At 43.1% G+C, this 26,588-nt stretch carries 18 protein-coding genes; 1 reads left to right on the top strand and 17 read right to left on the bottom strand.

The features are described 5' to 3' along the window. Positions 1–14: 14 nt before the first annotated feature. The 9 genes from EGM47_RS03730 to EGM47_RS03690 all read right to left on the bottom strand — a co-directional run bounded on the left by EGM47_RS03730 (position 15) and on the right by EGM47_RS03690 (position 12,086). Complete coding sequence (locus EGM47_RS03730; protein WP_124979403.1) at positions 15–1,043, bottom strand: App1 family protein; 1,029 nt, start codon at positions 1,041–1,043, stop codon at positions 15–17. Positions 1,044–1,376: 333 nt separating this feature from the next. Beyond that, complete coding sequence (locus EGM47_RS03725; RefSeq protein WP_317126858.1) at positions 1,377–2,261, bottom strand: metallophosphoesterase family protein; 885 nt, start codon at positions 2,259–2,261, stop codon at positions 1,377–1,379. A 17-nt stretch (positions 2,262–2,278) separates the two neighbouring features. Beyond that, positions 2,279–3,634 (bottom strand): sodium:solute symporter family transporter, encoded by a 1,356-nt coding sequence (locus EGM47_RS03720; RefSeq protein ID WP_240642170.1) that lies wholly within the window; start codon positions 3,632–3,634, stop codon positions 2,279–2,281. A 59-nt stretch (positions 3,635–3,693) separates the two neighbouring features. Then, positions 3,694–5,145 carry a SusD/RagB family nutrient-binding outer membrane lipoprotein gene (locus EGM47_RS03715; RefSeq protein WP_124979401.1) on the bottom strand — a complete coding sequence of 484 codons (1,452 nt, stop codon included), beginning with the start codon at positions 5,143–5,145 and terminating at the stop codon, positions 3,694–3,696. A 12-nt stretch (positions 5,146–5,157) separates the two neighbouring features. Further along, positions 5,158–8,367, bottom strand: coding sequence for a SusC/RagA family TonB-linked outer membrane protein (locus tag EGM47_RS03710; protein ID WP_124979400.1), 3,210 nt, complete (start codon positions 8,365–8,367; stop codon positions 5,158–5,160). Positions 8,368–8,667: 300 nt separating this feature from the next. After that, a complete protein-coding gene (gene arsM, locus EGM47_RS03705; protein WP_124979399.1) occupies positions 8,668–9,636 on the bottom strand; it encodes an arsenosugar biosynthesis arsenite methyltransferase ArsM in 969 nt (322 codons plus the stop codon). An 82-nt stretch (positions 9,637–9,718) separates the two neighbouring features. Further along, on the bottom strand, positions 9,719–10,789 hold the full coding sequence (gene arsS, locus EGM47_RS03700) for an arsenosugar biosynthesis radical SAM (seleno)protein ArsS (protein ID WP_124979398.1): 1,071 nt from the start codon (positions 10,787–10,789) through the stop codon (positions 9,719–9,721). Positions 10,790–10,883: 94 nt separating this feature from the next. Continuing rightward, positions 10,884–11,219 carry an arsenosugar biosynthesis-associated peroxidase-like protein gene (locus EGM47_RS03695; protein ID WP_124979397.1) on the bottom strand — a complete coding sequence of 112 codons (336 nt, stop codon included), beginning with the start codon at positions 11,217–11,219 and terminating at the stop codon, positions 10,884–10,886. A 129-nt stretch (positions 11,220–11,348) separates the two neighbouring features. Beyond that, the gene (locus EGM47_RS03690; protein ID WP_124979396.1) at positions 11,349–12,086 is read right to left on the bottom strand and encodes a TIGR04282 family arsenosugar biosynthesis glycosyltransferase; all 738 of its coding nucleotides are present in this window, start codon (positions 12,084–12,086) and stop codon (positions 11,349–11,351) included. A 406-nt stretch (positions 12,087–12,492) separates the two neighbouring features. On the opposite strand from EGM47_RS03690, the gene EGM47_RS03685 reads away from it, so the two are divergent. After that, positions 12,493–12,678, top strand: a complete 186-nt coding sequence (locus tag EGM47_RS03685) for a hypothetical protein (protein ID WP_124979395.1) — start codon at positions 12,493–12,495, stop codon at positions 12,676–12,678. A 155-nt stretch (positions 12,679–12,833) separates the two neighbouring features. Here the strand turns inward: EGM47_RS03685 and EGM47_RS03680 are convergent, their stop codons facing one another. From EGM47_RS03680 to EGM47_RS03645, 8 genes are all read right to left on the bottom strand, one after another. After that, positions 12,834–14,264 carry an alpha-amylase family glycosyl hydrolase gene (locus EGM47_RS03680; RefSeq protein WP_124979394.1) on the bottom strand — a complete coding sequence of 477 codons (1,431 nt, stop codon included), beginning with the start codon at positions 14,262–14,264 and terminating at the stop codon, positions 12,834–12,836. 6 nt (positions 14,265–14,270) lie between these two features. Then, positions 14,271–16,403 (bottom strand): glycoside hydrolase family 97 protein, encoded by a 2,133-nt coding sequence (locus EGM47_RS03675; protein WP_240642168.1) that lies wholly within the window; start codon positions 16,401–16,403, stop codon positions 14,271–14,273. Next, entirely contained in the window at positions 16,400–18,754 is a 2,355-nt protein-coding gene (locus tag EGM47_RS03670; protein WP_124979393.1) for an alpha-amylase family glycosyl hydrolase, read from the bottom strand. The genes EGM47_RS03675 and EGM47_RS03670 overlap by 4 nt, the downstream gene beginning before the upstream one ends. 146 nt (positions 18,755–18,900) lie before the next feature. Beyond that, positions 18,901–20,778: a glycoside hydrolase family 13 protein gene (locus EGM47_RS03665; protein ID WP_124979392.1), complete on the bottom strand. Its 1,878-nt coding sequence runs from the start codon at positions 20,776–20,778 to the stop codon at positions 18,901–18,903. 3 nt (positions 20,779–20,781) lie between these two features. Next, on the bottom strand, positions 20,782–23,085 hold the full coding sequence (locus EGM47_RS03660) for a glycoside hydrolase family 65 protein (protein WP_124979391.1): 2,304 nt from the start codon (positions 23,083–23,085) through the stop codon (positions 20,782–20,784). Continuing rightward, complete coding sequence (gene pgmB, locus EGM47_RS03655; protein ID WP_124979390.1) at positions 23,082–23,744, bottom strand: beta-phosphoglucomutase; 663 nt, start codon at positions 23,742–23,744, stop codon at positions 23,082–23,084. Before pgmB ends, EGM47_RS03660 begins: the two co-directional genes overlap by 4 nt. 1 nt (position 23,745) lies before the next feature. Continuing rightward, positions 23,746–25,278, bottom strand: a complete 1,533-nt coding sequence (locus tag EGM47_RS03650) for an MFS transporter (RefSeq protein ID WP_124979389.1) — start codon at positions 25,276–25,278, stop codon at positions 23,746–23,748. A 123-nt stretch (positions 25,279–25,401) separates the two neighbouring features. Next, positions 25,402–26,421: a LacI family DNA-binding transcriptional regulator gene (locus tag EGM47_RS03645; protein WP_124979388.1), complete on the bottom strand. Its 1,020-nt coding sequence runs from the start codon at positions 26,419–26,421 to the stop codon at positions 25,402–25,404. Positions 26,422–26,588 lie beyond the last annotated feature (167 nt).

The following is a 26,588-nucleotide window of genomic DNA, read 5'->3' as shown; positions in this document are numbered from 1 at the left end:
AGGGAATTGAAAGATCAGACAATCCATCCCATGGACCTGGCATGGGCTACAGCTTCCTTGGATTCTTTGACCAGTAGCATGGGGCAGATATCAAAATTATTTGCTTTGGATTGAACCCGCAGCATCTTTCTGCGGTGATTGACGCTGCGCAGATAAATCGCCAAAATTCGCTCTGGATACTGTTGCGCCACGTTGATATAGTAATCGGCGTCGTGCTCACCCGAATCCCCTATCAGAATAAATTTCATATTCGGATAGTGCTTTAGAATATTTAGCAACTCGTGTTCCTTGTGTGGCCTCTTTAATTTGGGCGTGCGGTCCCAAGGAGTTGGAAAGTCCCTTAACAAGATCGGGCCTTTGGGAAAACCGTGAAAATCGAGAAATTTTTCTAAATATTTATACAGGTTCCAGGGACTATTGCTCAAATAGAACATTGGATTCTGTGCTTTTGAGGAAGCCCCACGATGTAGGAGTTGGTAAAAACTGGCAGCTCCTTTGAGCGGCAGGCGGCGGTCATAATTTTTAAAGAAGGTATTGAAAGCCACACGCAGTTTTAAAAAACTGGTCACACCGGTATGCATGATGGTGTCATCAATATCGCTAATTACGCCAAATCCCGCATCTATGGGTGGTATCAAGGTTTCTCCCGGAAATTTATTGATCTTCAGCCTTTTTTGTTGTTTCGCTTTCGCGAAAGCGGCATTATCTTCATCAAAGGCTACGGAAATAGAAAGATAGCCCTCGTCATCGATCAAATCATATAGATCAAAATCTGTTTTTAGGTCAAATAGAAAATAACCCTCGTGGTCAGCTTTGGTCTCAAATTTTTTACCGTTGGGCAACGTAAGCACCACCAAGGCACTGCGTATCTCATCCGTAGCAAAGGTGCGCCAGGTGTTGCGTAAAGTTTGGTAAAGCGTTTGCTGTTCAAAATGTTTTAAGGGTTGATCCTCTAACGCACGACCGCGGACGTATAAATGACGCGGACCACTATAGGTGCGATAAACATCAAGAATCCAGGGATCACGTTCAAATATTGCCATGACGTGAAAATAGGAGTTTTAGCTCATGATTCCATCACAAAAGAAAAAAAAGCCCAATACTGACCACTTGATCAAGAAGCATTTCGCTGCTGTCTTATGGCAAACCAGATCGCCATCAGAAAAAGAAAAGAATACCAGATAAAAGCACGATTCCTTTCACCAGCCGCGATTTTGTAACCGATGATGCACAAACAAATCACACACATACTGATCAACAGCTTCCAGAACCATTTGGGAATCATAAGAATTATTTGGAAGTAAAGATAAAGGAATTCAGAAGTTCAGGCTAAGGTTCTTGGTCGACGCCGGTAGCCAGCTTAACGATTTCAACCCTTAGTTCTCGCCTTTTACAGCATGCAAATCTGTAAAATGCTGTCTTTCCTCATCAGGCAGAATTTCCATATTGTCCCAAATACCTGTTTCTAGTGTTTTGGCATATTCCATGGGCAAATGATGTTTTTTCATCTGTTCCATGGCGGTCAAATAATCATAGGGAACACGGATAAATTCGTAAGAAAAACCATTGGCATCATCCAAAATCATCGCCCAGGTCTGTGTGCTTCCGTCATTTGCTGGCATACCAATCACCCCAGGATTCAGCCAATACATTCCATTTTTTTTATCTGCAAATGGCAAACCGCAATGTCCGGCCAGAATTACTTCTACTCCTAATGCCTCAAAACTGGGTTGCTTGGCTTCCCAGGAACTGGAGGCAAATATAAATTCAGAAACATTTTCTGTAGAACCATGGACTACGCCTATGCTTTTGCCAGCGTAGGTAAATTGAATATGATCGGGTAATTGGTGAAAATAGGCTTCATACTGGGTATCCAGATATTGTTGAGCTTTACCCTCTCGCGCTGGGCGTGAAGCTCCTAAAGTCGCTTTACCGCTCTGCTCTCCCAAAGGTCGTGAAGCTCCTAAAGTCGCTTTCGCGAAAGCGTACCAGACCTCACTGAATCCGTCACAACGAGACCCAGCACTGAAATCACAGCCACAATCCTCTTCATCATCCCGCAACTGTATTTCTACATTGCCCAGAATACTGTAGGCACCCCAGCGCATCATACGCTCTAAACTCTCCCGAGGCTGACCGCAATAACCGATGATGTCACCGGTACAAATGCAATTTTGAGGAGCGATATCTTGCGCTTGGGCCAGTTGCATCACAGCATCCAGTGCTTGAAGGTTGCTGTACACACCTCCAAAAATGAGCATCTTGCCATTTTTTGTCCCTAAATCGAGAATTTTCTTATCCATAAGGGCGTCAAAAATAACAGAAAACTAGCCATAAGACCGTATATATTGATCCACAAAAGGCTGGCGTAAGAACCTTCAGTCAAGATCCAGGATTTTGGGAATACCTCAAAAACGAGTAGCAAACCAAATAATAATCCGCAAGCTACCGAAAGGAAATAACTGATGCGAGGCATTTTCCATTTCCACAACAGAAATACTGGAGTCAAGCCAATCACCATCGTACCGCTAATCGTAGTGGCGCTCAGAATCTCTGCATCCAAAAATACTGGGATAGTACCTATAACAGCAACAGTCACCATCATCCACCGACCAAAGCTGATCGACTTGTTCCATCCCAAATCAATACTGATCAATTTGGAAAAACTGGAAAAAGTACTATCCAAAGTACTGGCAGCACTGGTGACCATAATAAAGTTGATCACCAGCAACAATATCGCACCTAGTTTTTTGGCTACCTCTACAGCGGCCTGACCTTCGAGACCCGCCTGCTGTGCAAAAACTCCAACCAAACTGAAAAGGATGATACAAATTGCTCCCAGAAAGGATGCCCACAGGAAACTGCTCCTTGTGATTTTGGGCGAACTTATAAAACCTCTATCGGTCAATACGGGATCGTGAAAAGGATAGCTAAAGCTTTGTAAAAGGGCGGCAAAGAAAAGATTGAGTCCAGTAGACATCGACCAAGTACCAGCATCCCAAACTTGCTCGATCTGTGCAGTTTCATTCGTAAACAAAATGCTCAGGATGACCACCAACAACACAGCAAACAACAACATCTGTATGACATCGGTAAAAATAGAACTACTTAGACCACCTTTTAAAGTATAAGCCAGTGTAAGTAAAGTAAACAAAATAATGGCTATATAGTATGGCGTACTGCCCGTATCTCCAAAATAAGTACCGATCACCATGGTATTGGACCAAACTTCATTGAATAATCTCAGGCTTATTAACACTGAGAACAGCATCATGGCTTGTTTGCCATAACGATGGGTTAAAAAGTGGTGGATACTGGTATAACCACCTTTTGTGCGCAGTTGATAGATAAGGATGCCTGCCACGGCAAAGGATAAATAATAACCGGCATAGGCCACGCCTCCCACCAAGCCAAATTCGAGTCCAAGGTTGGCAGCATTAGTGATGCTTTTGGCAAAAATCCAGGAAATGATCAAGCTTCCGGTAAGCATCCACATATTGGGTTGTTTGCCTTTGTGCTGAGCTTTAAAAAACGTGGCTGCATCCTTGGCATAAGGAGCCAGAGCGAAAAACACCACACTTGTGCTGATCACCAAGAACCACTGGATCGCAGATATGGAAAAAATATCGGTCAAGATGGGTTGTGAAATAGGTTAGCGTTTTGTTTTATATCGTTCATCCTTGTCCTGATGATTTATTCATCCCACCATACAGGCACATTGATATCGTTGTCATTCGTGGCGGCGGCGGCTTGATTATAGTTTTCAGCGTTCAGGCTAGCCTCCTCTGCCGGATATGGCATCCTGACGGGAATTAAATTATTGTTTAAACTGGCTGAAATCGTTTTCAACTGTGGAAATCCTGTTCGTCTATACTCTATCCAGCCTTCGTATCCATTGATCACACTGGCCAACCATTTCTGGGTAATGATTTGCTCAATGGGATCTGCACCATTCCCGCCAAACGCAGCTTCATTAGACAAGTAATCAGAGGGTAGCGCTGTATTCCAATAAGCAAAAGCTTGAGTGACCGCTAATTCGTATAAATCCTGGGCAGGAGCATTGATCCATCCTCGTTGGGCCGCTTCGGCCAGCAAGAAATTGGTTTCCCAGGCGGTCATATAATTGGCTTTTAACTGGCCAGTATCCTCCCGGAAAATCGTTCCTGCCAAGGAATAGTCCGCTAGAGTGATAGAAGTAGAAGAGGCATCAATTCCATTCAGCAGCCCTTCATAGTCATCTCCATTTGAATTATTGGTCCGAGGACGAAATAATACATCAATCCTGGGATCACTGAGGTCTTCCAAGATCTCTTCCATGGTTTCACTCATGACAAAATTATTGAAGTCACCTGCACGCAATCTTGCCATCCTGAAATTATTGGGTTCTGTAGCAGCAAACTCAAAAACCGCCTGATCTGCATTGTATTGGATATAGTTCTGGTCGTCAAAAAGTTGCTGAAGTTCGCCACTTCTATTTTCACGCAGACCAATTCGCACCAAGGCTTTAATTTTCAAGCTATTGGCCATACGGATCCAGGCATCCAGATTACCATCAAATAGAACATCTCCTTCCAAGGCAATGCTACCGGAATAATTTTGAATAGCTGCGATACCCTGATCCAACAAATCCAACACACCCTCTGGTCCCAGATAGATATCTTCCTGGAGGTCATACATAGGTTCTACCGTACCTTCTGTTCCCTTAAAAGCTTCGCTATAAGGTATATCACCATAAAGATCAGTTAGTGTTGCAGCCATATAAGCTTTAAATATCAAGGCAGGCCCCTCATAGACAGCAAAGGCAGGAACCTCTCTAGACTGGTTAATGATGATTTCATTATCGCGAAGGTTGCGGTAAAACACTGACCACGGATTCCCGCCCAGCTGTGGACTCTTGAGGGCATGGCGGTCAAAAAGATTAAAGTCCAAGGCAGTCATATGTTGACTCAACAAGCCGCCAGCCACAAATCCCTCATAAGACATTTCCTCTCCATAGTTATAAATAACCTGACGTAACAGCAAGCTAGGCTGCACGTTTACAGGCGCATTGGGATTGGTATTTATCTGTTCAAAATCTGCTGTACAGGAAAAGAAAAATAACCCGAAGAAGGTGGCAATGTATATGTTGATGTTAATATTTTTCATGGGTGTGATGTTTTAAAATGAGATTCCGGCTTTGATCCCTAAACTGCGGGTTGAAGCATAGGACATATCTTCCACGCCATTCACAAATCCCTGTCCTTGAACAGCCAGTTGTTCAGGATCAAAATGCGGGATCTCGCTGAAGGCAAATAGATTTCGCCCGATTAGAGCTACCCTTAGGTCAGCACCACGCTGGAACAAGCCTAGTGCGTTCTCATTCAATTTAAAGTTATAGCCGATGGCGAATTGTCTAAGCTTGAGAAAACTGGCATCATAAACATTGTGCTCTTCATGGTTTCTATCATAAAACTGCCTGTAGTAGCTCTCAGCGCTCACTGGAACAGTATTTTGGACATAAACAGGGTTTTCTGGTGAACCAGTATTAATAACTCCATCAGCAATAATCCCTTCTTCCGGTCTAAAAGCCGTTTCTTCCAGTTGACCGCCAACAGCAGCCAGGGCTAAAGTTCTGGACACCAGAATACCACCTTGTCTCCAGTCTAACAAAAATGAAGCATCCCAATTTTTATAGCGAAACGAATTGTTGAAGCCCATGGTGAAATCTGCATTGTAATTCCCTAATTTTTTCAAATTGGGATCCGCAATGAATCTACCTTCTGGTGTCAACACGTATTCTCCCTCCTCATTGCGCAAGTACCCTGTACCATATAGGTCGCCTATTCTTCCTCCTTCTTCTACCTGATGCCAAACAGTTTGGTCCTGGCTATCATAAACTCTGGAATAAGCCAGGGTGAGCCTGCCCTCTTCCTGCGGGAGATCTTCCACCACCGCCCGATTGCTGGCAAAATTGATGGTAGTATTCCATTCAAAATCACCTCTGCGCACAGGAACTGCATTCAAAATGACTTCCATTCCTTGATTACGCACGGCACCGGCATTGACGACCTGCTGACTATAACCTGAAGCTATACCTATAGGTAATGAAAGGATCTGGTCTTTGGTCAAGGCATTGTAATAGGTAAAATCAATACCCAAGCGCTGGTTAAACATGCGTAAATCAAAACCTAGCTCTGTACTTGAGGTACGCTCAGGACGCAGGTTTTGGTTGGGAATAAAATCCTGATTAGAAAAGGTGGGTTGTGAGTTTACCGTGGTCTGAGCAATAAAAGTTCCTTGTGTTTGATAAGGATCTGTGTCGTTTCCTACCTGAGCATAGCTCGTGCGCAATTTGGCAAAATCTATTACTTCTGGCAGGCTGACCAATTTATTCAAGATCAGACTGGCTGATACGGATGGATAAAAGAACGACGTATTGTCTGCAGAAAAGGGTGTCGCTAATGCACTGGACCAATCGTTCCTGGCGGTCACATCCAGGTAGATCATTTCTTCATACCCTAATTTGGCAAACGCATACAAACTATTGATACGTTTTCTGCTCCTGAAGCCAAAACTTTCCAGCGGACTCGCAGCGTTGTTAATAGAGAAAATACCAGGTTGGGCCAGACTAGTGGTCTGCACCTGTGTCGTGGATGCGTTTTGGGAAAATCGATTTCCACCAGCATTAGCATTTAGGCTCCATTTACTCCACTGTTTTTGGTAAGTAAGCAACACATCTGTATTGATCTCTCTATAAAACACATCATGTTCTGCATAGGCGCCATTTCTGAACCTATTGGTAGAATAATTCCTTAGAAATCTTCTTTTTTCATTGCTGTAATCCATTCCAGAACGAATGCTCAATTTAAGATCAGGAGTCAGCTCCTGTTGCAGCGATAAATTTCCGAATAGACGGTCTCTGGTAAAGCTATTCCGGTTTTCCAATAGAATAAAATATGGATTGTCAAAAAAGGTGTAATTAAAAGAATACTGTTGAACCCCTTCCAAACCAGGTTGCCAGTATGACCTCAAATTACCAATATCCAGCGATCTGGGTCCCCAAGCCACTAGAGAATAATTAACGTTTTCACTACCATAACCATTGGAAGGTCGGTTGCCTGATTCACTGTTCACGTAATTGATGGAAGCATTAATCTGAGTAGAAGTTAAAGGCTGGAATTGAAGTTTGGCTGCGACGGTCTGTCGGTCCAGATCCACACCCGGAATAATACTTTCACTACGCAGATCAGTAAAACTGAGTCGATAGTTACCTTGGTCAAAACCATTACTCACGGCTATATTGTTGATAGCAGTGTAACCTGTCTCGTAGAAGTTCTTCAAATTATCAGGATGGCTTCTAAAGGCTGTGGGTGTAATGTCCAGACCATTGTACAATGAGGTATCACCTCCACGAACCTGGCTTCCATCCGGCAATAGTACCGGACTGTCAAATTGCGGAATCAAAATTCCCTGATCCAATCTGGGTCCCCAGGAATAGGTGATATTATCATTGATTCCTCCACCGAGACCATCTACAAACTCAAACTCACCGCTGTTACCCTGTCCGTATTCGTTCTGAAATTGTGGTAGTTGAAAAGCAGTATCTACAAAAAAACTGGTATTATAGCTGATACCGAGTCCCTGCTGCGATTTTCCATTTTTGGTCTCTATTATAATAACTCCATTTGAAGCCCTTGTTCCATAAAGAGCGGCAGCGGCCGGACCTTTTAAGACAGAAACGCTGGCGATATCATCTTGGTTAATTTCGGAGGCACCGTTTCCAAAATCAATTTCCTGAAAACCAGCAGCCGCCTCGTTGGTAAAATTAAAAACCGAATTGTTATTGACCGGTGTACCATCGACGATAAACAGCGGATTATTATTAGAAAAGCTGGCTTCTCCTCTAATGGTTATTTTTGAACTAGAACCTACACCGGTAGCCCCCTGGGTCACGCTAACACCAGCTATCTTACCTGCCAGATTATCAATCAAATTCACAGCTTTAACCTCTTGAATCTGGTCCTCTTCCAAGGTTTGAACCGCATAGCCCAATTCCCGCTCCCGACGTTTGACTCCCAGTGCAGTGACTACCACCTCATCTAGGGCTTCTCCTTCCTGCAGCACCACATTGAGATATTCACTGCCATCGTACAGCAGACGCTGGGTTTCGTAGCCTACAAAGGAAAACAGCAATACACTTTCTCCGTCGACTTGGAGTTCAAAATTTCCGTTGGTATCTGTGGTGGTTCCATTGCCAGTACCTTGTTCCAAAACACTGACAAAGGCCAGTGGCTCTCCAGCCGAATCAGTGACTCGGCCAGTCAAAGTTGTTTGCCCTATGCCAGCAAGACTGCACAGCAATAACAAAACAAGAATAATTTTTTTCATAAAATTGTTAGGGTATTGATTTTTTGATCCTTAAAGCAACTCCTCAGGTTGATTCATTGTCACAAGGACTTATTGTTATATGAATGAGATGATATGGTTAATAGATAGTATGGTCATTGGATCGCTTTCGCGAAAGCGACTTTAAAAACTTCACAGGCAACGGGTGAGCGCAGCCACAAAGCCAGTACACCAAACGATGTCAGCCTGGTGGACTGCCATTTTTCAGGCAATTCACCCGATGCTTACCAGCCGCATGTTTCCATAGCTGTGTAATTCAATCGCTTTGTTTTTCCCCCTTGGTTAGCAACAACCGCCACCGTCATAATGATAAGTGCTGTCGCTAATAAAGATGTCATCCCTATTTAGGTCACTTAAAGCCTGGGCGGTTTTGTCACAAATTGCCAGCGGCTGATTTTGCAACAACACGTGACCCTTTCCGTCATCAAATTGGCGGTCTTCCCCATAATAAATGGCAGCTTTTCCAGTGAAAATACAGGGCCCGTCTTCAGGCATGGGATCTTTGATGGCCGCTACCTCGATGGACTCTATGTAAATTAGTTCGTCGGTAGGATAATGCTTAGGATCCAAAATGCGATATGGCTTTCTGGCTCTTACTTCAATGGTACCAAAACCTACATCTGTAAGTGCCTTGATATATTGATCGATAGGCAGTGACCCACTTAAACAAAGCGCTCTGAGTCTATCATCTTCTCGCAGTGTTTGATTCATTTCTTGCTCACAGGTAGGATCGCTCATGACTAATCGACCATGGGGTTTAAGCACCCTGTACATCTCTTCAATGGCTTTTTTGAGATCCTCTTCCTTAAAAATATTGAACAGGCAGTTTTGGGCAGCTACATCTATGGAATTATCCTCTACAGGTAAATTTAAGGCGTCGCCCTGGTGTAATTCGATAAAATCACTGTGGAACCAATCGTTTTGCTCTTCGGCGATCTTAAAGTTTTTTCGGGAAGCCTCCAGCATTTCAGGAACCACATCAACGCCTACCACACCAGACTGCTGTCGGGAGAAATAGGAAAATTGGAGTAGTTCCATACCACCACCTACACCTACGTACAAGATACGCGGACTATTGGTCAGGTCGCGGGCATGTACGGTGGATCCGCAACCATAGTTCATTTCCTGCATGATCTTTGGGATCTTCAATCCAGGCAATTCCCATACCGGATTGGTAGTACAGCACAATCCCACATCTGGGATCAAGGCTGCATCTCTATACAATTCTTCAGTAGCGCTTAAGTAACTCATCTGATATTTTTTTACGGCTTTTGATTGAAAGCGATTTTGGTAATAAATAATTAAAAAGTCTTAGAATAATCTGTTTACTTTTTTAGGCAACTACGCCCTGACAACTGCTTCCAGCACCGGCTGTACAACCATAACAATGCTGTGAAATCTGGATATTTCTGTCCTGAAGTAAATCCTCATTATAGTCTTTGATATGTTGGATCTTGTGATTGACCTTCAAATCCAGCATTTGGTTGAAGTCGCAATCGTACAACCAACCATCCCAGGAAACAGAAATGGTATTCCGGCACATCACGTTTTTGACAGCCGCTGGGTTATATGCCTCTACCAAAGCGTACATATAGTCTTCATAATTTTCGCTGGCTACCAAATAATCCAAAAATCTAGCGATTGGCAGGTTAGTGATGGCAAAAAGATGGTGGAAATGAATACCAAAATCTTCCATCAAAGCAGTCTTCATCTCTTTTTCCATACTGGCTTGGTCACCTGGCAAGTAGGCACCACTGGGATTATACACTAAATCCAGCCTTAAGTCACTACCTGGCATCCCATATCCGCGCTCATTTAGTTCCTGTAGTGCTTTGATTGACTTATCAAACACGCCATCACCACGCTGCTTATCTGTTTTACCTCTTGTCCAGTGCGGCATGGAGGACACTACGTGGATATTGTGTTTCTTAAAGAAGTCGGGTAGATCATGGTACTTAGGGTTGGCTCGAATGATGGTGAGGTTGGATCGCACGATAAAGTCTTGGATACCAGCCTTGGCTGCTTCTTCTACAAACCATCGGAAGTCTGGGTTCATTTCAGGTGCTCCACCTGTCAGATCTAGGGTGTGCGCTCCAGTTGTTTTGATGACTTCCAATATTTGCCCCATGGTTTCCCTGGTCATGATTTCCTTACGGTCAGGTCCTGCATCTACGTGACAGTGCGCACAAACCTGATTACACATATAGCCTACATTTACTTGTAGTATTTCAAGTGTGTTGGGTCGCAAAGGCAACTCATCAATCTGCTTGATTTTATGGGCAAAAGAGGGTAATTCACCATTGGAAAATGGCTCGCCATTCAGTACGGCCAACTGCTTATTGATGTCGGCTAAATCAGATTCCCTTTTCTTCAGGGATTTTTTAGTATTTACTGCTACACTCATAAAGGTGTATGGTTTTAATAGGTTAAAGGTTCGGCAAAAAGCCAGGCTTTTTTAGGTACGATAATCAAGACCGTACAGTTTTCAGAAAGAACAATTACATCTCAAGTTTGTTGACCTTATTCATCATCTGTACACCGTGTACCAAGGTAGCACCACCTTTGATCGCTCCTGCCACGTGTACGGCTTCCATCATTTCTTCCTTGGTGATCCCACGTTTAAGACCATCGCCGGTATAAGCGTCAATGCAATAAGGACAGTGTACTGCATGAGAAACTGCCAGTGCAATCAAGGATTTCTCTCTGGCACTTAAAGCTCCTTCTTCAAAAACTTTCCCGTAATAGTCAAAGAATTTTTCTCCCAATTCCTCGCTCCATTCGGTAATAGCACCGAATTTTTTTAAGTCCTTGGGATCGTAATAGGTTTTTTGCATAATAATAAGATTTACCCACATCGAAATGCAGGTTAAAGCATATCGAATATGGAGGGATTTTAAATAAAATGATGATGATACCCAGCAGGATTTTACTCCAAACTCAGGTAAATATAGCGGCCGATTGCTCTAGCAGGATTGCGGAGAGCCTCTAGTAGGCGCTAAGCCATAGCTTAAGGAAAGTAAGCCCATTTGTACCGCACCAGAAGCTGTGACTCTTGAGAATAAGAGATGAGTAATCAGTTTGTTCAGCCATGGCTGTAGATGTCCAGCTGACAATAAATCTTTAAGATCACTAACCGAATCAAAATCGGACAAGGGTTCCAACAATAAGGTCTCGATGTCCAATTGTTTTAAACACTGATCCAAATCTTTGCTTAACCGGGACGAACACCAAGACAAGGATTCAAACAAACTTGATTGACCAGCCTTTGACAACTCATGATTATCTGGTAATTGAAGTCTTTGGAAATGTGATTTTGACATTCCCAGCAGATAAAAACCGCCGTCCAGGCTGGGGCCGATAACCATTTGATCTTTGCGCAAATTTTGTGTTGCAGACCTTAATAATTGAACACTTAACTCAGGTGTGTCATTCCCGATGGCGATGACCTGTTGATATCCCTTTTCAAAAAGGGAGTTGATGGAATATTCCAATCGCTCACCAAAAGACCGTCCACGCTGTTGGCGCTCTGAATGCCATTCGTAATCTAAACCAGTTTGCTGAACCATTTCAATGGTAAGTTCAGTCAGCATTTTGAATACAGAGGCCTGTTTACCGAAACCTTTATGCACAGCATCTACCTTACCTGAGTTGGCAAAGATGAGAATAGCGGTGTCTGTACGATTGTCGGAGTGCAAAATCATTTATTCTGTCACGAACTTAAGCGAATTTAATCTCAAAATGATCACAAAATTGCAATTTAAGAATCAATTGTAGGATTTCTGCTTTTTAGTGGATAGTAAAACTCCTCAAAGAAAAAGCCCGAAATAGACCGTACTCCTATATATAATCTATTCATTATTTGTGTGGCGCTTTCGCGAAAGCGAACTCCAGAGATTCACGGCTATCCAGAGAGCGCAGTGGTAACTACAGTTCCAGATAAGTCATCTTTTAGTGTATAGATAAAGTCATCTTTCCCCTCTAAAATCGGGTACATCGTTGTTAATTCACAATAGTACCTATCGGACCATATATGTACTATTACCAAATTTTTAAGTAAATTGTTTTTAAACCCTCAATATATTTGACGCATTATTAAAAATAATTGTTATGATTAAGATATTAGGAGTGATAATGGCTGTAGGTGGATCGATTGCACTAATTCTGGGCGTTCTAGGCGTATTCGGCACCATGGCTATGGGAGCCGCTACTTGGCCTTGCATCATTCTAGGAATAATTTTCTTTATTGCTGGAATTAGCTTGCTCAAGCACAGAAAAGACACAGATCAGGTATAAAAATAGGCCGTCCTAAAAGAAATTATATCCTAAAAAGCTGAACCTGTCGAAGCTTCTAATTTATGAATGTTAGAAATATCTTCGACAAGCTCAGACTCACCAAATTACTGTTGAAGGACTTTTTGGACGGCCTCTTTATCTTTAAGCCATATCCTTTAATCCACAATTTTTTCAAATAATCTATAACGATATGGTGGAAGATCAAGTACCATTTCCTCGGTAAGTGTTGCAGGACCTGGCTGCATTACAACCCTCACTTCACCACTCATACCGTAAATGACAGGAGATCTTTTTTCATCTGAAATATTGGCGACAAAATACACTGTGTGGCCATCCTTAGAGCGTTCAAAAGCATAGATATGTTCATCATCAGATGTTTTCAGGCGTTTATAAGCGGCGGCATTTTTCCCTCCATGAAGCGCAGGGTTCTCAGCTTTCAACTGACCTAATCTTTTCATCGCTTCCCAGACCCTACCTTTTTCCTTTGGAATGGAGTCTTTTTCAAAAAATTTTAATCGGTGATCTAAACCGTATTCTTGCCCTGAATAGATCAGTGGCATACCTGGAATAGTGTAAGACATGGATAGCATTAACTCGTGGGCTTGACCCATACGCTCTTGTACAGTGCCGTTCCAAGAATTCTCATCGTGATTAGTGATAAAGTTCATTAAAATATCATCCTCTTCATATTCTTCTTCAACCTTTTCCATATAGGCATCCCATTTCTCGACGGATGCTTTTCCCTGAGCCAGATTATTCATGATATGATGACCTTCCCAGTTGTATCCCATATCAAAGGATTTTTTGAAAAGATCCTTTTTCTCACTTTCGGCCAGCATGAAGACAGGCTTCTCCTTTTCAATCAGTGTGGTTGCATAGTCCCAAAATTCAGTAGGCACTTCATGGGCCACATCACATCTGAAACCATCGATGTCGTGCTTTTTAACCCAATACAGCATGGCTGATGACATGTCTTCCCACAAGTCTAAATTTCCATAATCCAAATCTGCCGTATCTGTCCAATCTGTCCCAATGGGGTGAGTAATTTCACCTTCGGCATTTCTGGTATAATACTCTTGATGCTTTTCCATCCATTTGTGATCCCAACCTGTATGATTGGCCACCCAGTCCATAATGACAAACATTCCGTTATCATGGGCGGTTTGAACCAATTCATTAAAGTCTTCCATGGTACCAAATTCAGGATTGATCGCTTCATAATCAGCGATCGCATAGTAACTACCCAGGTATTTCTTTCTTTCTTCAGGATCTTTGATATCCTCCACCATCAAATCTCCCTTGGCCTTGCGATTTTTTTCAGAAATAGGGAATACCGGCATTACCCAAATTATTTTTACTCCCAGCTCCTTTAATTGCGGAATGTCCTTGGTAAAGGCATCCAAGGTTCCTTCCGGAGAGTACTGTCGGATGTTGGCCTCATAGATCACGGCATTTTCCAAATCTGAGTCTTTGATGGGGCGATAGCCCTCCTCTTCTGTAACATTAACTGCAGGTTCTGCTTCTTTTTCTTCTTTGCAGGACCAAAGTGCTATCATCAACACGAATCCTAAAATATATTTATTCATTAGAAATTATTTTTTAATAAAACTTATTGCAGCTCCTCCTCCAGGAGCCAGATTCAAATATAATTCATCTTTGCTGGTCACCGTTTTGAACTCGGTGGTCAAGGCGGTAGGGTTTTCATCCCAATGTGCATCTGCTGCATCCAGATACATACGAGCCTCGTATTGGGCAGATTCTTCCAAAAAGTCAAGATTCACCTTGACCTCTCTGGCTTGTTCATCTGTAATACTTCCAAGGAACCAATTACCAGTTAGTTTTTCCTCTCTGGCGATGGTCACATGATCTCCTACTGCTCCATCCAGTACCCTTGTTTGTTTCCAATCTATACCCACTTCCTTAATAAATTGAAGGGCATCCGGCCTGGCGTTGTAATGTTCGGGAAGATCAGCTGCCATTTGGATTGGACTGTAGATCGCCACATATAAAGCCAGTTGGTGGGCAAGCGTGGTGTTGACCTGGTTCTCCTTTTTGTATTCGTCAAACTTAATGTTGACGATTCCAGGAGTAAAATCAATAGGGCCTGCCAGCATCCGGGTAAAGGCTACAATAGACAAATGTTCCGGCGGATTTCCTCCATCGGTAGCCCAAGCATTAAATTCCTGGCCGCGTAGTCCTTCCCTCGAGATCGTATTGGGATAGGTACGCCTTAAACCAGTAGCTTTGATGGGCTCATGGGCATTGATCGCCACTTGATACCCAGCAGCTTTTTCTACCGCTTGGTTATATTGGTTGACCATATATTGACCGTGGTGATACTCCCCTTTAGGTAGAATTTTACCCACGTAACCGGTCTTCACGGTATGCATACCCATTTCCTTCATCAATGAGTAGGCTGTATCTTGTTGTTTCTCATAGGTCTCAGTAGCCGCACTGGTCTCGTGGTGCATGATGATATCGACTCCTTTTTCTTTACCGTACGCCACTACTTCTTTGATATTGTAGTCTGGATAAGGCGTCACAAAATCAAAAACACCTTCCCGATCTTCAAAACCAATCCAGTTTTCCCAGCCCGTGTTCCAACCTTCCACCAGCACACCTTTCAGGTTATTGTCTGCTGCAAAATCAATCATATCCTTGACGTGCGCGGTAGTAGCACCATGGCGACCGTGTGCTTTTCCTGAGTCGATCCACTGATTATTTTCATCCCGGGTCATTCCATAATCCCAAGAGCTCTTATTCAGGTGCATTTCCCACCAGACTCCGGTGTACTTCATGGGTTTGAACCAAGAAACATCGCCTAATTTATTAGGTTCGTTGAGATTCAGGATCAAATGTGAGGCAATTAAGTCGGCAGCATTATCGGTCATCTGAATACTGCGCCAAGGTGTATGGAAAGGCAATTCCCGCTTTACTTTATAAGTGGTATTGGCCGACCCAACCAACTTACTCGTCAAATCATAATTGGTTGTATCCACGGCTAGCGTCATCCCTGCATAATCGACAAGGGCCGCCTCGTGAAAACTCAAATGCAGTCCATCTTTACCCACCATGGTTACCGGTGTATTTACCGCATTATGAGGAATATAAGTACTGGCTACATTGGGATGATCCCTTAAGGTAGTCGCATTGATTGTTGACAAAGCTGTCTCTTGATAGAGATGTTCATAAGTATCCCAATCACCCGGTTGCCAAAATGTTTTGTAATCCTCTGTCAAATTAAACTCAGTGTACTCATCAGCAATAAGTACCTCTTTCAAGTGTGGTTGTTCTGGAAATTCATACCTGAATCCCACGCCGTCATCAAAGAGCCTGAAAACTATATGCAGTTCTCTCGGCTTTTCTCCACTTTCTCTGAGTTTAAGCATGAGTTGATTGTGGTGGTTGCGAACTTTTTGATCTTCCCCCCAAGGCTGCTCCCAGGTCTCATCTACCGTGCTGATATGGGTACTCACAATTTGAAAGCCCGTTTTTAATGGAGCTGCATCTTCTAATTCAAAAGACATTTTGGAACTATCGATCACCACTTCATTTTTATACAATACGCGATAAAAAGCTTGGCCCTTTGTATCTACATTGGCCTCCAACTTCAGTTGCCCGTTGGGCGACATCAGCTCGGTGACAATTTCTTCATGAATTTGTGAGGGCTTACAGGACCACAACAATAATCCGCAACAAGCGACCCATAACATCTTCGGTATCATTTGCTTTCTGCTGTTTTAGTGGTCATTTGAATAATGGCAAAATTACCAGCGCGCACCTGGACATGGGTATCATTTTCAAGGGCATTGATCAGGTTGACTTCAGCCTGTTTAAAACGCTCATTTTTATCCAAGACATTCATGATCAATCGGTTTTCATTAAAATATACGATGGTCTCTTCGTTAAAATATCTGCGCTTGATGGACAAAATCCCATTGCCTTCTGCGATAACTTCGGTCGTACCGTACAAGAGTGACATGGAATCACGTCGCAATTTCACTAATGATTGAATCAATGATTTCAGTTCTTTTTCTTGCTCGCTCAGACCTTCAAATCTCATCATACGTCTATTGTCTGGATCGTTGGCACCTATCGCACCGTATTCATCGCCATAGTAAATTACAGGAACACCAGGTATACTCATATTATAGGCTTGCAACATACCTAAGCGGTTGTACGCACTGGGATCACTCATTTGAATATCGCGGGTCCAACCGGCAGCTTTGGCATCTTCATCAAATCGCACATCTCCACTGGCATAACTGATGAACCTCGCCCGATCTTGATTTCCAGAAATATTCCCCATCAGGTGATGGTGGCCGTAATAGCTCAGGCCTTTTTGAAGGGTTTCCACCAAGTTTCCGTAATTCAGGTCCGCTTTCGCGAAAGCGGAAACAGCAGCATCGTAATGGTTAAAGTCAAACTGCGCATCCAGCATTCCAGTATTCACGTAACTGCGTATCAGGTCGTAAGACCCATAGGTCTCACCGATTTGATAGATAGAACGCTTAGTTTGCTGACGGATCTTTTGGGTCAGGGTGCGCCAATATACCTCAGGTACATGTTTAGTAGCATCGTGGCGGAAACCGTCAATTTTATATTCCTTCATCCAATACATGGCTGAGTCAGTCATTTTTTCCACCACCTCTGGCTGGGAGAAATCCAACGTCGGCATAAAGGTATCAAACCAAGTGGTCAGTCGCTGATCGTCCCAACGTTCCGTGTTCAGACTCCCATCTTCGAGATAGAGATCAGTAGCCCATTCTGGGTGATTTTTATATACTGGATGTTCTTCATGGACGTGATTGGCTACATAATCCAGAATCACATTCATATCCCGATTGTGTGCTTCGTTGATAAGTTCCTCCAGCAATTCTTGATCACCCAGACGATCGTCGATTCTGGTACTTGAAATCGGCCAATATCCGTGATAACCGCTGAATTTAGTCTTTGGTTCAGGCCATAGTCCATAGGCCCCTTTTGGATTTTGAACAATTGGCGATAGCCACAGGCTGTTCACTCCCAAATCTTCAAAATAACCATCTTTGATTTTTTGTAGCACACCCGCCAGATCACCGCCCATATAATTGGCTTTGGGCAGGATATCGGCATCATCCACGGGTTTCGTATTTGCTGGATCTGCATCCAGAAATCGATCCACCATCATAAAATACAACACCTGGGTATGGAAATCTGTACGGGCCAGTTGATCAGGATCGGTTACCACTTGCCCGTCCTGCACTGGGATCAACAAGTCATTAGTCCGTCCAGATTGGTCGCTGGCATATACCCGGATGAGCTGGGTTTTATTGAGCCGATCATCCATCGGTATTTTCGGAATCTGCACGTTGTATGTGTTCCCGTTTCTGACAGTTTCTAACAATTGGTTTTCGTAAAGCACCACCACCTGCTCTAGGGGACCTGTGGTGGTAAAACTAAATCCGCTTTCCGTAATTTTTCCGTGGTTCAAGCGGGCAGGAATTCCTTTGGCTTTGTTTTCTACCACTCTATTAAATCCGCCCATACCATTAGATACCGTATGGGGCTCTGTTCCGCTAAGATTTTCCTCCTGTCCGTTCTCCAAAAACAGGTATTGAAAACTTCCTTCTGGAATGCTGGTCTCAAAAACCAACTCACCATTCTCTTCTAGGAGTGGTTGATTAACCCAATTGGTGAATTCGCCTTTGATCTCCACATCTGAAGCTGTGCCCGGGTAAACAATCCGAATCTGTTTTCCGGTGGGTTTGTATACTGGTATATCATTGCGTATTCCATCAGTCCATAGCGTAAGATAGCTGATATACGGTGCGTCTTCAGCCAATTCAAATGACTTCGCATCCGTATTTCCATTTTCAAGTCCAGAAGCTTTGATTCCCTTACCGTAGGTGATACTGTCTAAAGCATCCGTTTGCACGAGGTAGTCACTGACCAAAAAGCTGCTTTTTCCTTGGGAGGCATAAATGGGAGTAGTCATCGCCTGTATAATACTGGGTTTTGATTGGGATTGTTTCTCCTTATCTGAACCACAGGCATAAAGCAACAGTAGCGGTAATAGACATAAAATTTTTCTCATGTTTGTGTTGTTCATTTATTCATCCTGTTGTCAGCGCATGAGTCGGTCTGGAACGACAAGGTCAATCTCAAGCTAAGTTTACTCGTACGAGTCTCTGACGCATTTATAGCAGGAAATTTACCGAAGTTTAGTCCAGTATCAATTGATCAAAACTCGATCACCATACTGGTTTTCCCAGAGACCTTCATGTTTCCATCCAATTGAACGCTTTGATCAGTCAAAATATCATTTCCATTCTTGCGGTTTTGAATGTTCTCTTTAAATCTGGACATATTTAACACCACTTCCTGCGGATTGTTATTGATGATGACCATGACTTTTTCTGCTCCTTTTTCTCTAAAGTACACATAGCAATTGTTCTCAGGAACGTATTGAATCATCTTCCCTGTATGTAATACCGGGCTATTTTTGCGATAATTCATCAATGTCCTGGCGAAATCCTGAAAGCTTTTTTGGTACTCCGTGGGTTCGGTAAAAGCATTGACTTTGTCTCCTTTCCATCCACCTGGAAAATCTCTGCGTATATCGCCGTCGCCATTGGCATCACGATTACCCGCCATCCCAATTTCGTCTCCATAATAAATTTGAGGTATACCCCTAGTGGTCATCACTAAGGTCATTGCCAATTTATAGCTGGCCAGATCGCCATCGTACAGGCCATTGCCACTGAGGCGATTGGTATCGTGATTTCCAGCAAAAACGAGAATATTGTCCGGGTTGGGATAGAGAAAATCATTGACGAAGTTTTCATAAAAACGCACAACGCCTTTGTCCCATCCTTGTTGGTTCTCCTTAAATGCATGCATGATGGCCTCATGAAGTGTAAAGTCCATTACACTGGGTACATGGGTATTAAAATCCTGTATGGCCGCAATTTTTGAATCCTTTTGCCAAAATGCAATTTGAGCCTGATCAAGCAACCAGGTCTCTGCCACAATATTAAAGTTGGGGTACTCCTCCATAATCGTCTGGGTCCAAGCTGCAGTACCTTCTTTTTCTCCATAAGAATAAGTATCAACCCTAAGCCCATCCAGGTCTGCAAATTCTATCCACCAAATTGCATTCTGAATGAGGTAATTCAACACCAACGGATCTTCTTGATTGAGATCTGGCATCGAACTTACAAACCATCCCTTTTCAGCATACCGCTGGTCGCGCTTGCTGGCGTGAGGATCCATTTGGGAGGTTTGGCGATAGGAAGAATTGGCATATCCAGTCACAGGAAAATCCTTGCCCTTGTTATCATCAAATTGATGAATCCAGGTCTTGGTGGACAAGTCCTGCATCATCCAGTGGGTCGCTCCCCAGTGATTGGTCACATAATCCATGATCAACTTCATGTCTTTTTCATGCAACTCGGTGGCCAGACGCTGGTAATCTTCATTGGTCCCGTACCTGGGATCGATGCGGTAAACATCGCTCTGGGCATAAGTATGGTAGGAATAGGCCGCATCATTGTCTTCTAATAATGGTGTACTCCAAATGGCCGTGGCACCCAACTCGTCTATATAATCCAGATGGTCGATGATACCTTGAATATCGCCACCATGTCTTCCTCCCTTGATCTTTCGGTTGGCTTTTTCAGTCAGATCTGGATCGCTATCGTTGCTGGGGTCACCATTGGCAAAACGATCAGGCATCAACAGATAAATGATATCGCTGCTGTCAAACCCTCTTCTATTTTCAGAATCCGCACGTCGCTGAAGCAAATGAAAATCATATTCAAAATAGCTGTCGCCCTTATTTAAACTTATCCCATAAGAACCAGGAGCTTTATCGCTGGTATCCAAGGTCACAAATAAATAGTTCGGGTTTTCTGTTTTACGTAGCTTGACCACGGGCAAATCGGCCGAAACGCTGGCAGCACGGCCTATATCTTTACCGTATATCATCAATTCCACCTGGGAATGTTTCATTCCGGACCACCAAAACGGAGGTTCGACACGTTCAATGGATTGTGCAAATCCCGCTTTCGCGAAAGCGAAACAACAGCAAATCCCAACAAGCCTTACCAGATACTTCATAATTTAAGCGTTTACCATTTGAGGTTCCAGACTGTGTAATTCACCATTGATGATCACGTCTTGGGGGTGCTTACCTTCCAGTGTCACCTGGGTACCTGATTTGTTGACCTGCACATTCAGGATCTGATTCCTGAAATTGATCTTAAAACTAAAACTTTCCCATTGCTCAGGTAGTCTGGTAGTAAAGCTGGGCTTGTCATTAATGATTTGTAAGCCTCCGAAACCTTCTACAATACTCATCCAGGTTCCTGCCATACTGGTGATATGACAACCTTCTTCTACCTCCTTGTTATAATCATCAAGGTCCAGTCGTGAGGTACGCAGGTAAAATTCGTAGGCCTGATCCATACGGTCCAATTTGGCCGCCTGAATGCTGTGAACGCAAGGAGAAAGCGAACTCTCATGAACGGTCAATGGCTCGTAAAAATCAAAATGCTTTTGAAGTTCCTGGGTAGAAAAATGATCTTCAAAAAAGTAAAAACCTTGCAGAACATCAGCTTGTTTGATGTAACAGCTGCGCAGGATTCTGTCCCAACTCCATTTTTGGTTGATCGGTCGATTGTTTTTGGACAACTCGCTTACCGGAATGATTTCCTTGTCCAGGAATCCATCCTGTTGAAGGTAGATTCCTAACTCCTTATCATACGGCATGTACATGTGATCTGCCACATCCAACCAACCGGCCAATTCCTTGTCTGTCAGTTTGGTTTTGGCCATGACACGTTCATAATCGGTTTTATGGCCGTCCTTGACCTTGCTGATTTGTTCAAGCGTGTATCTTATACACCATTGCGCCAGGTAATTGGTATACCAGTTATTGTTTACATTGTTTTCATATTCGTTGGGACCAGTTACGCCCAATATCATGTATTGATTAGCACGTTGAGAGTAGGTGGCTCGCTGGTGCCAGAATCTAGCGATAGCGATCATTACCTCCAATCCCATTTCTGGAATATAGCTGAAATCACCCGTGTATCTTACGTAGTTGTAAATGGCAAAAACCATTGCGCCATTACGGTGAATTTCTTCAAAAGTAATCTCCCATTCATTATGAGATTCTTCTCCGTTCATGGTTACCATGGGATAAAGCGCAGCCCCATTTTCAAAACCTAGTTTTTCGGCATTTTCAATGGCTTTGTCCAGTTGTTCGTAGCGGTACTGGAGCAGATTACGAGCGACTTTTTGATCTTTGGTCGCCATGTAAAATGGTATACAATACGCCTCGGTATCCCAGTAGGTAGACCCTCCGTACTTCTCACCAGTAAATCCTTTCGGACCGATATTGAGCCTAGAATCCTTCCCCAGATAAGTTTGGTTCAGTTGGAAAATATTGAATCTTATTCCTTGCTGGGCTTTGAGATCACCGTCGATCTTGATGTCAGCCATCGCCCAAATCTTGTTCCAGGAATCAGCCTGTAATTTGAGTAAACTTTCATAACCGAGTTCGGTAGCCTTTTTCATTAAATTTTTGGCTGCGGGAAACAAATCAAAATGCTCGTGGTTCAGGCTAGAGGTATAACCGGCATATTTGCGTAAGGTTAAACTTTCGCCCTGAGCGATTTTCCCACCTGCTTTGTGTCTGACTACCGTATTGTTTTGGTCTAGATGGGTAGCGTATTGAACATGCTCACCATTCTTGTACAATTCGGATTGCATAAAAGTCGCTACATAAAAGTTAGTTTTATTGGTACGACTACGAATAAAGGCCTGGTGATCTTCAGAAACCAATTCCTCTACTTCCCAAAAGGCGTCATCCCAGTTAGAATCCTCATTGGTGATTCCAGCATCAATATAAGGTTCAAAAGAAATGTCGAGATCGCCCTGAACGGCAGTAACCTTATAATTAATGACAGCCAGTTCATCCATCTCCAAACTAAGGAAACGGCGGGCCACCACCTTGATGGCGTGCTCTTCATTTATCTGCGCAACAAAAGAACGCTCATACCAACCTTCCTTCATGTTGAGTTCGCGGCGATAATCTCTGACTTCCTGAACGTTGGCCAGATCCAATTCTTGCCCATTGACAAAGACATCGATACCGATAAAATTGGGTGCATTGAGTACTTTGGCAAAATATTCTGGATACCCATTCTTCCACCAACCTACACGGGTTTTATCTGGATAATAAACACCAGCCACATAACTACCCTGAAAAGTTTCACCAGAGTATTTTTCTTCAAAATTGGCGCGTTGTCCCATGGCTCCATTCCCAATAGAAAACAGACTTTCACTGGACTTTACCAGGGAAGGTTTCCATCCTTCTTCTATAATGGACCATGGATGGGGTATGATATATTCTTGATTCATTTCTTCTTATTTAATAGGCTGTTGATATAGTCTTCGGGCATTTGGGTAAAGGTTTGGAAAACCTCGTCTGCCTCTTTTAAAATTTGGGGATCTCCCAATCCGATGGAGATCATCCCTGCCGAATTGGCGGCTTGGATTCCAGCCAAGCTGTCTTCAAATACAACGCTTTCACTGGCTTGCATTTGCAATTGGCCACAAGCGCTGAGGAACACTTCGGGATCTGGTTTGGCTTTGGTCACATCGGTACCATCTACGATCACATCAAAGAGATTCATAATACCCAGTTTCTCCAGAATCGGACGCGCATTTTTACTAGCGCTACCCAAAGCGATAGGTTGTCCAGATTGGCGTAATTTGATAAGGAAATCGTGTACACCTGGTAGAATATCGTCTGTACTCAAGGTTTTGATGAGTTCAAGGTATTCTTGATTTTTCTGGGCCATTTTGGATTGAAACAAATCCTCAGAAATTTGTTTGTCTCCCCACTCCAAAATTTTCTTGAGAGAATTGACACGGGAAACCCCTTTGAGTTGTTCGTTTTCTTTTTCTGTAAAGTTGATGTCCAAGGAAGCTGCCAAACGTTGCCAAGCGACAAAATGAAACTTTGCCGTGTCTACGATAACACCATCCAGGTCAAATATGAATGCTTTTTTCTTCATGCTATTGCGGTCTTACTGTTGTTTCTGGGATAGCGACTTTTCTTGCGGTAGACACGTTCAATGTCAGTACGCCGGCAAGAATCATGGCACATCCGCCAATGAGCATCGCATATACTGGCTGGTCATTAAAAACGGTTCCGACGAGGTACCCTAATATACTGGCCGCAACCAGTTGAGGGATCACTATGAAAAAGTTAAATACCCCCATATAATAGCCCATCTTACTTGAAGGCAGAGAACCTGATAACATGGCATATGGAATGGATAAAATACTTGCCCAAGCGACACCCACACCTACCATACTCATCACTAATCCGATCCGATCACTGACAAAGTACACTGAGATAAGGCCTAAACCTCCTAGGATCAACGCGAGCATGTGGGTTACTTTATTGGAAGTTCTTTTGGCCACCACTGGCAAGAGAAAGGCCACCGCAGCTGCAACAGCGTTGTAAACACCAAACATGACTGAAACCCAATCTGCGGCGTCATTATATTCTTGAGAGGTTTTATCAAAGAAACCAAAAACGTGGCCAGTGACTGTGTCATTCATATAAATCCACATCGAGAAAAGTGCAAACCATGAAAAAAACTGAACGATAGCCAGCTGCTTCATGGTTTTGGGCATATTTTGCATATCGGTAATGATGATGGTAAAACCATTCTTGATACTTGCCCTTCTTAAAAGACCCACCACTATAAACAATATTCCAGCGACAATGAGTCCGATAGTCAAAATGTAAAGATCCTTCTTTAAATCACCTGTATAAACCCACGCGACACCAGCAGCACCCACAACGGACATAATGGCTCCATTAATGAATTGCCAATTGATATTTTTTTGAAGATCTTCCGGAGTATCTCTTTTAACAGCTTGCGAAGGCTCAGATTTTTCAAATTCCTTCATTTCTGCCGGAGAATACTCTTTTGATTTGAAAACTGTCCAAAGCACTGCGGTAAGAAATACTGCTGCTCCTGCATAAAATGAATAAGTTACAGAATCAGGAATTACACCTTCTGGTGCGGTGTTGCTAATCCCCAACCAGTTGGTGAAAATATAGGGAAGCAATGATCCAACTACGGCACCTATCCCAATGAAAAAGGATTGCATAGCAAAACCCAAAGCGCGTTGACGCTGAGGCAAGTTATCCCCCACAAAGGCACGGAAAGGCTCCATGGATATATTAATACTGGAGTCCATAATCCAAAGTACCCCAATGGCCATCCATAATGTACTTGAATTGGGCATAGCGATCAAGGCCAAAGAAGACAGAATGGCGCCGACCAAGAAATAAGGTCTCCTTCTACCGAGCTTTGTCCAGGTTCTATCACTGAAATAACCAATGATGGGTTGCACGATCAAACCCGTTAAAGGTGCAGCTAACCAATACACGGCAAGATCCTCTACTGGAGCATCTAGGGTAGAAAAAATTCTAGAGACGTTTGCATTTTGCAGGGCAAAACCAAACTGAATACCCAGGAATCCAAAACTCATGTTCCAGATGTCCCAGAAACCTAACTTAGGCTTTTGCATATCGTAATTAGATTTAATGACGATAAGCCTTATGACTTATCAAAACTTAAGTGTGTGAAGAAGATAAGTTTTGATGAGACGACCGAATAAAAAGTTCAATCGAATAAGACAAAGTTAAGAAAATTAAGGAGTTGATTCCCGCTCTACAAGTGAAGTTTTTACGACAACGGTTTCGTAACTTTCCTCTTTATGATCCTCGGCTTCTAGTTTTTCAATCAGTTTGCTGGCCGCCAGCGCGCCCATTTCTTCCCCGTTTTGGCTGATGGTTGTGAGTGTAGGACTCGCGTATTTAGAAAGCATTCCGTCTGTAAAAGCAACGATTGCTACATCTTGCGGAATCTTTTTACCCATGCGCTGTAAAGCCTTACTCGCGGTCACAGCAAAAAGTTCGTTTACTGCCACGATCCCGTCAAACTCATTTTCTTTTAGAAAATTTTCGATCAGATTATCGCAGTTTTCGGCGTCCTCTATTTTTAGCACCTGATGTTCTTCCATCTCAAACATGCGTTGTTGCAAGGCTTCCCTGAAGCCCTGGGTACGTAGTCTTCCCACACTTACATAGTCTACAGTAGAGATGATCCCTAGCTTTTTGCAACCTTTACGCAACAGGAATTCCGTCGCGGTATGGCTTGCTGACACGTCGTCAATGATGATCTGATCACATTGAATGTCTTTGGATACCCGATCAAACATCACGATAGGCATACCTTGATTAGTTACTTCCCTCAGGTGATGGAAATCCTGTTTAGACATGGTTTCCTTGGATAGAGACATGATAAATCCGTCAATACTACCGTTGGCCAGCATCTCCATATTCACCACTTCCTTATCAAAACTCTCTCCCGAAAGTGTAATAATGACTTGATAACCTTTTTCGTTAGCCACACGCTCTACTCCCGAAATAACTGTCGCAAAAAAATGATGAACAATTTCGGGAATGATGATTCCTATTTTTTTCGTTTTCTGATTTTTGAGACTCAGAGCAATGCTGTTGGGCTTGTAATTGAACTTTTTGGCATAGTCCTTTATCTTAGTACGGGTCTCCTCACTGATTTCATGAGAGTCCCGTAAAGCCTTAGAAACTGTTGATATAGAGACTTTTAAGTCGGTAGCTATTTTCTTGAGGGTTAACTTCTGAGGCATGAATCTGCTTTGGGGTTTGAAATGATGATGACGCTTTCGCGAAAGTGAAGATACCGATAAAATTCTACTAAAAAAAGTCGAAAACGTTTTCGTAAAATGTGGTAAGGATTACCTTTCCTTAACATTTAGTTTACATAATTTAGCCGCCGTGTGAGAAGATAGTTATT

The sequence above is a fragment of the Nonlabens xiamenensis genome (assembly GCF_003865345.1).
Lineage (GTDB): Bacteria > Bacteroidota > Bacteroidia > Flavobacteriales > Flavobacteriaceae > Nonlabens > Nonlabens xiamenensis.
Note: the sequence above shows the minus strand (reverse complement) of the source record. Positions and strands in the feature narration are given on the sequence as shown.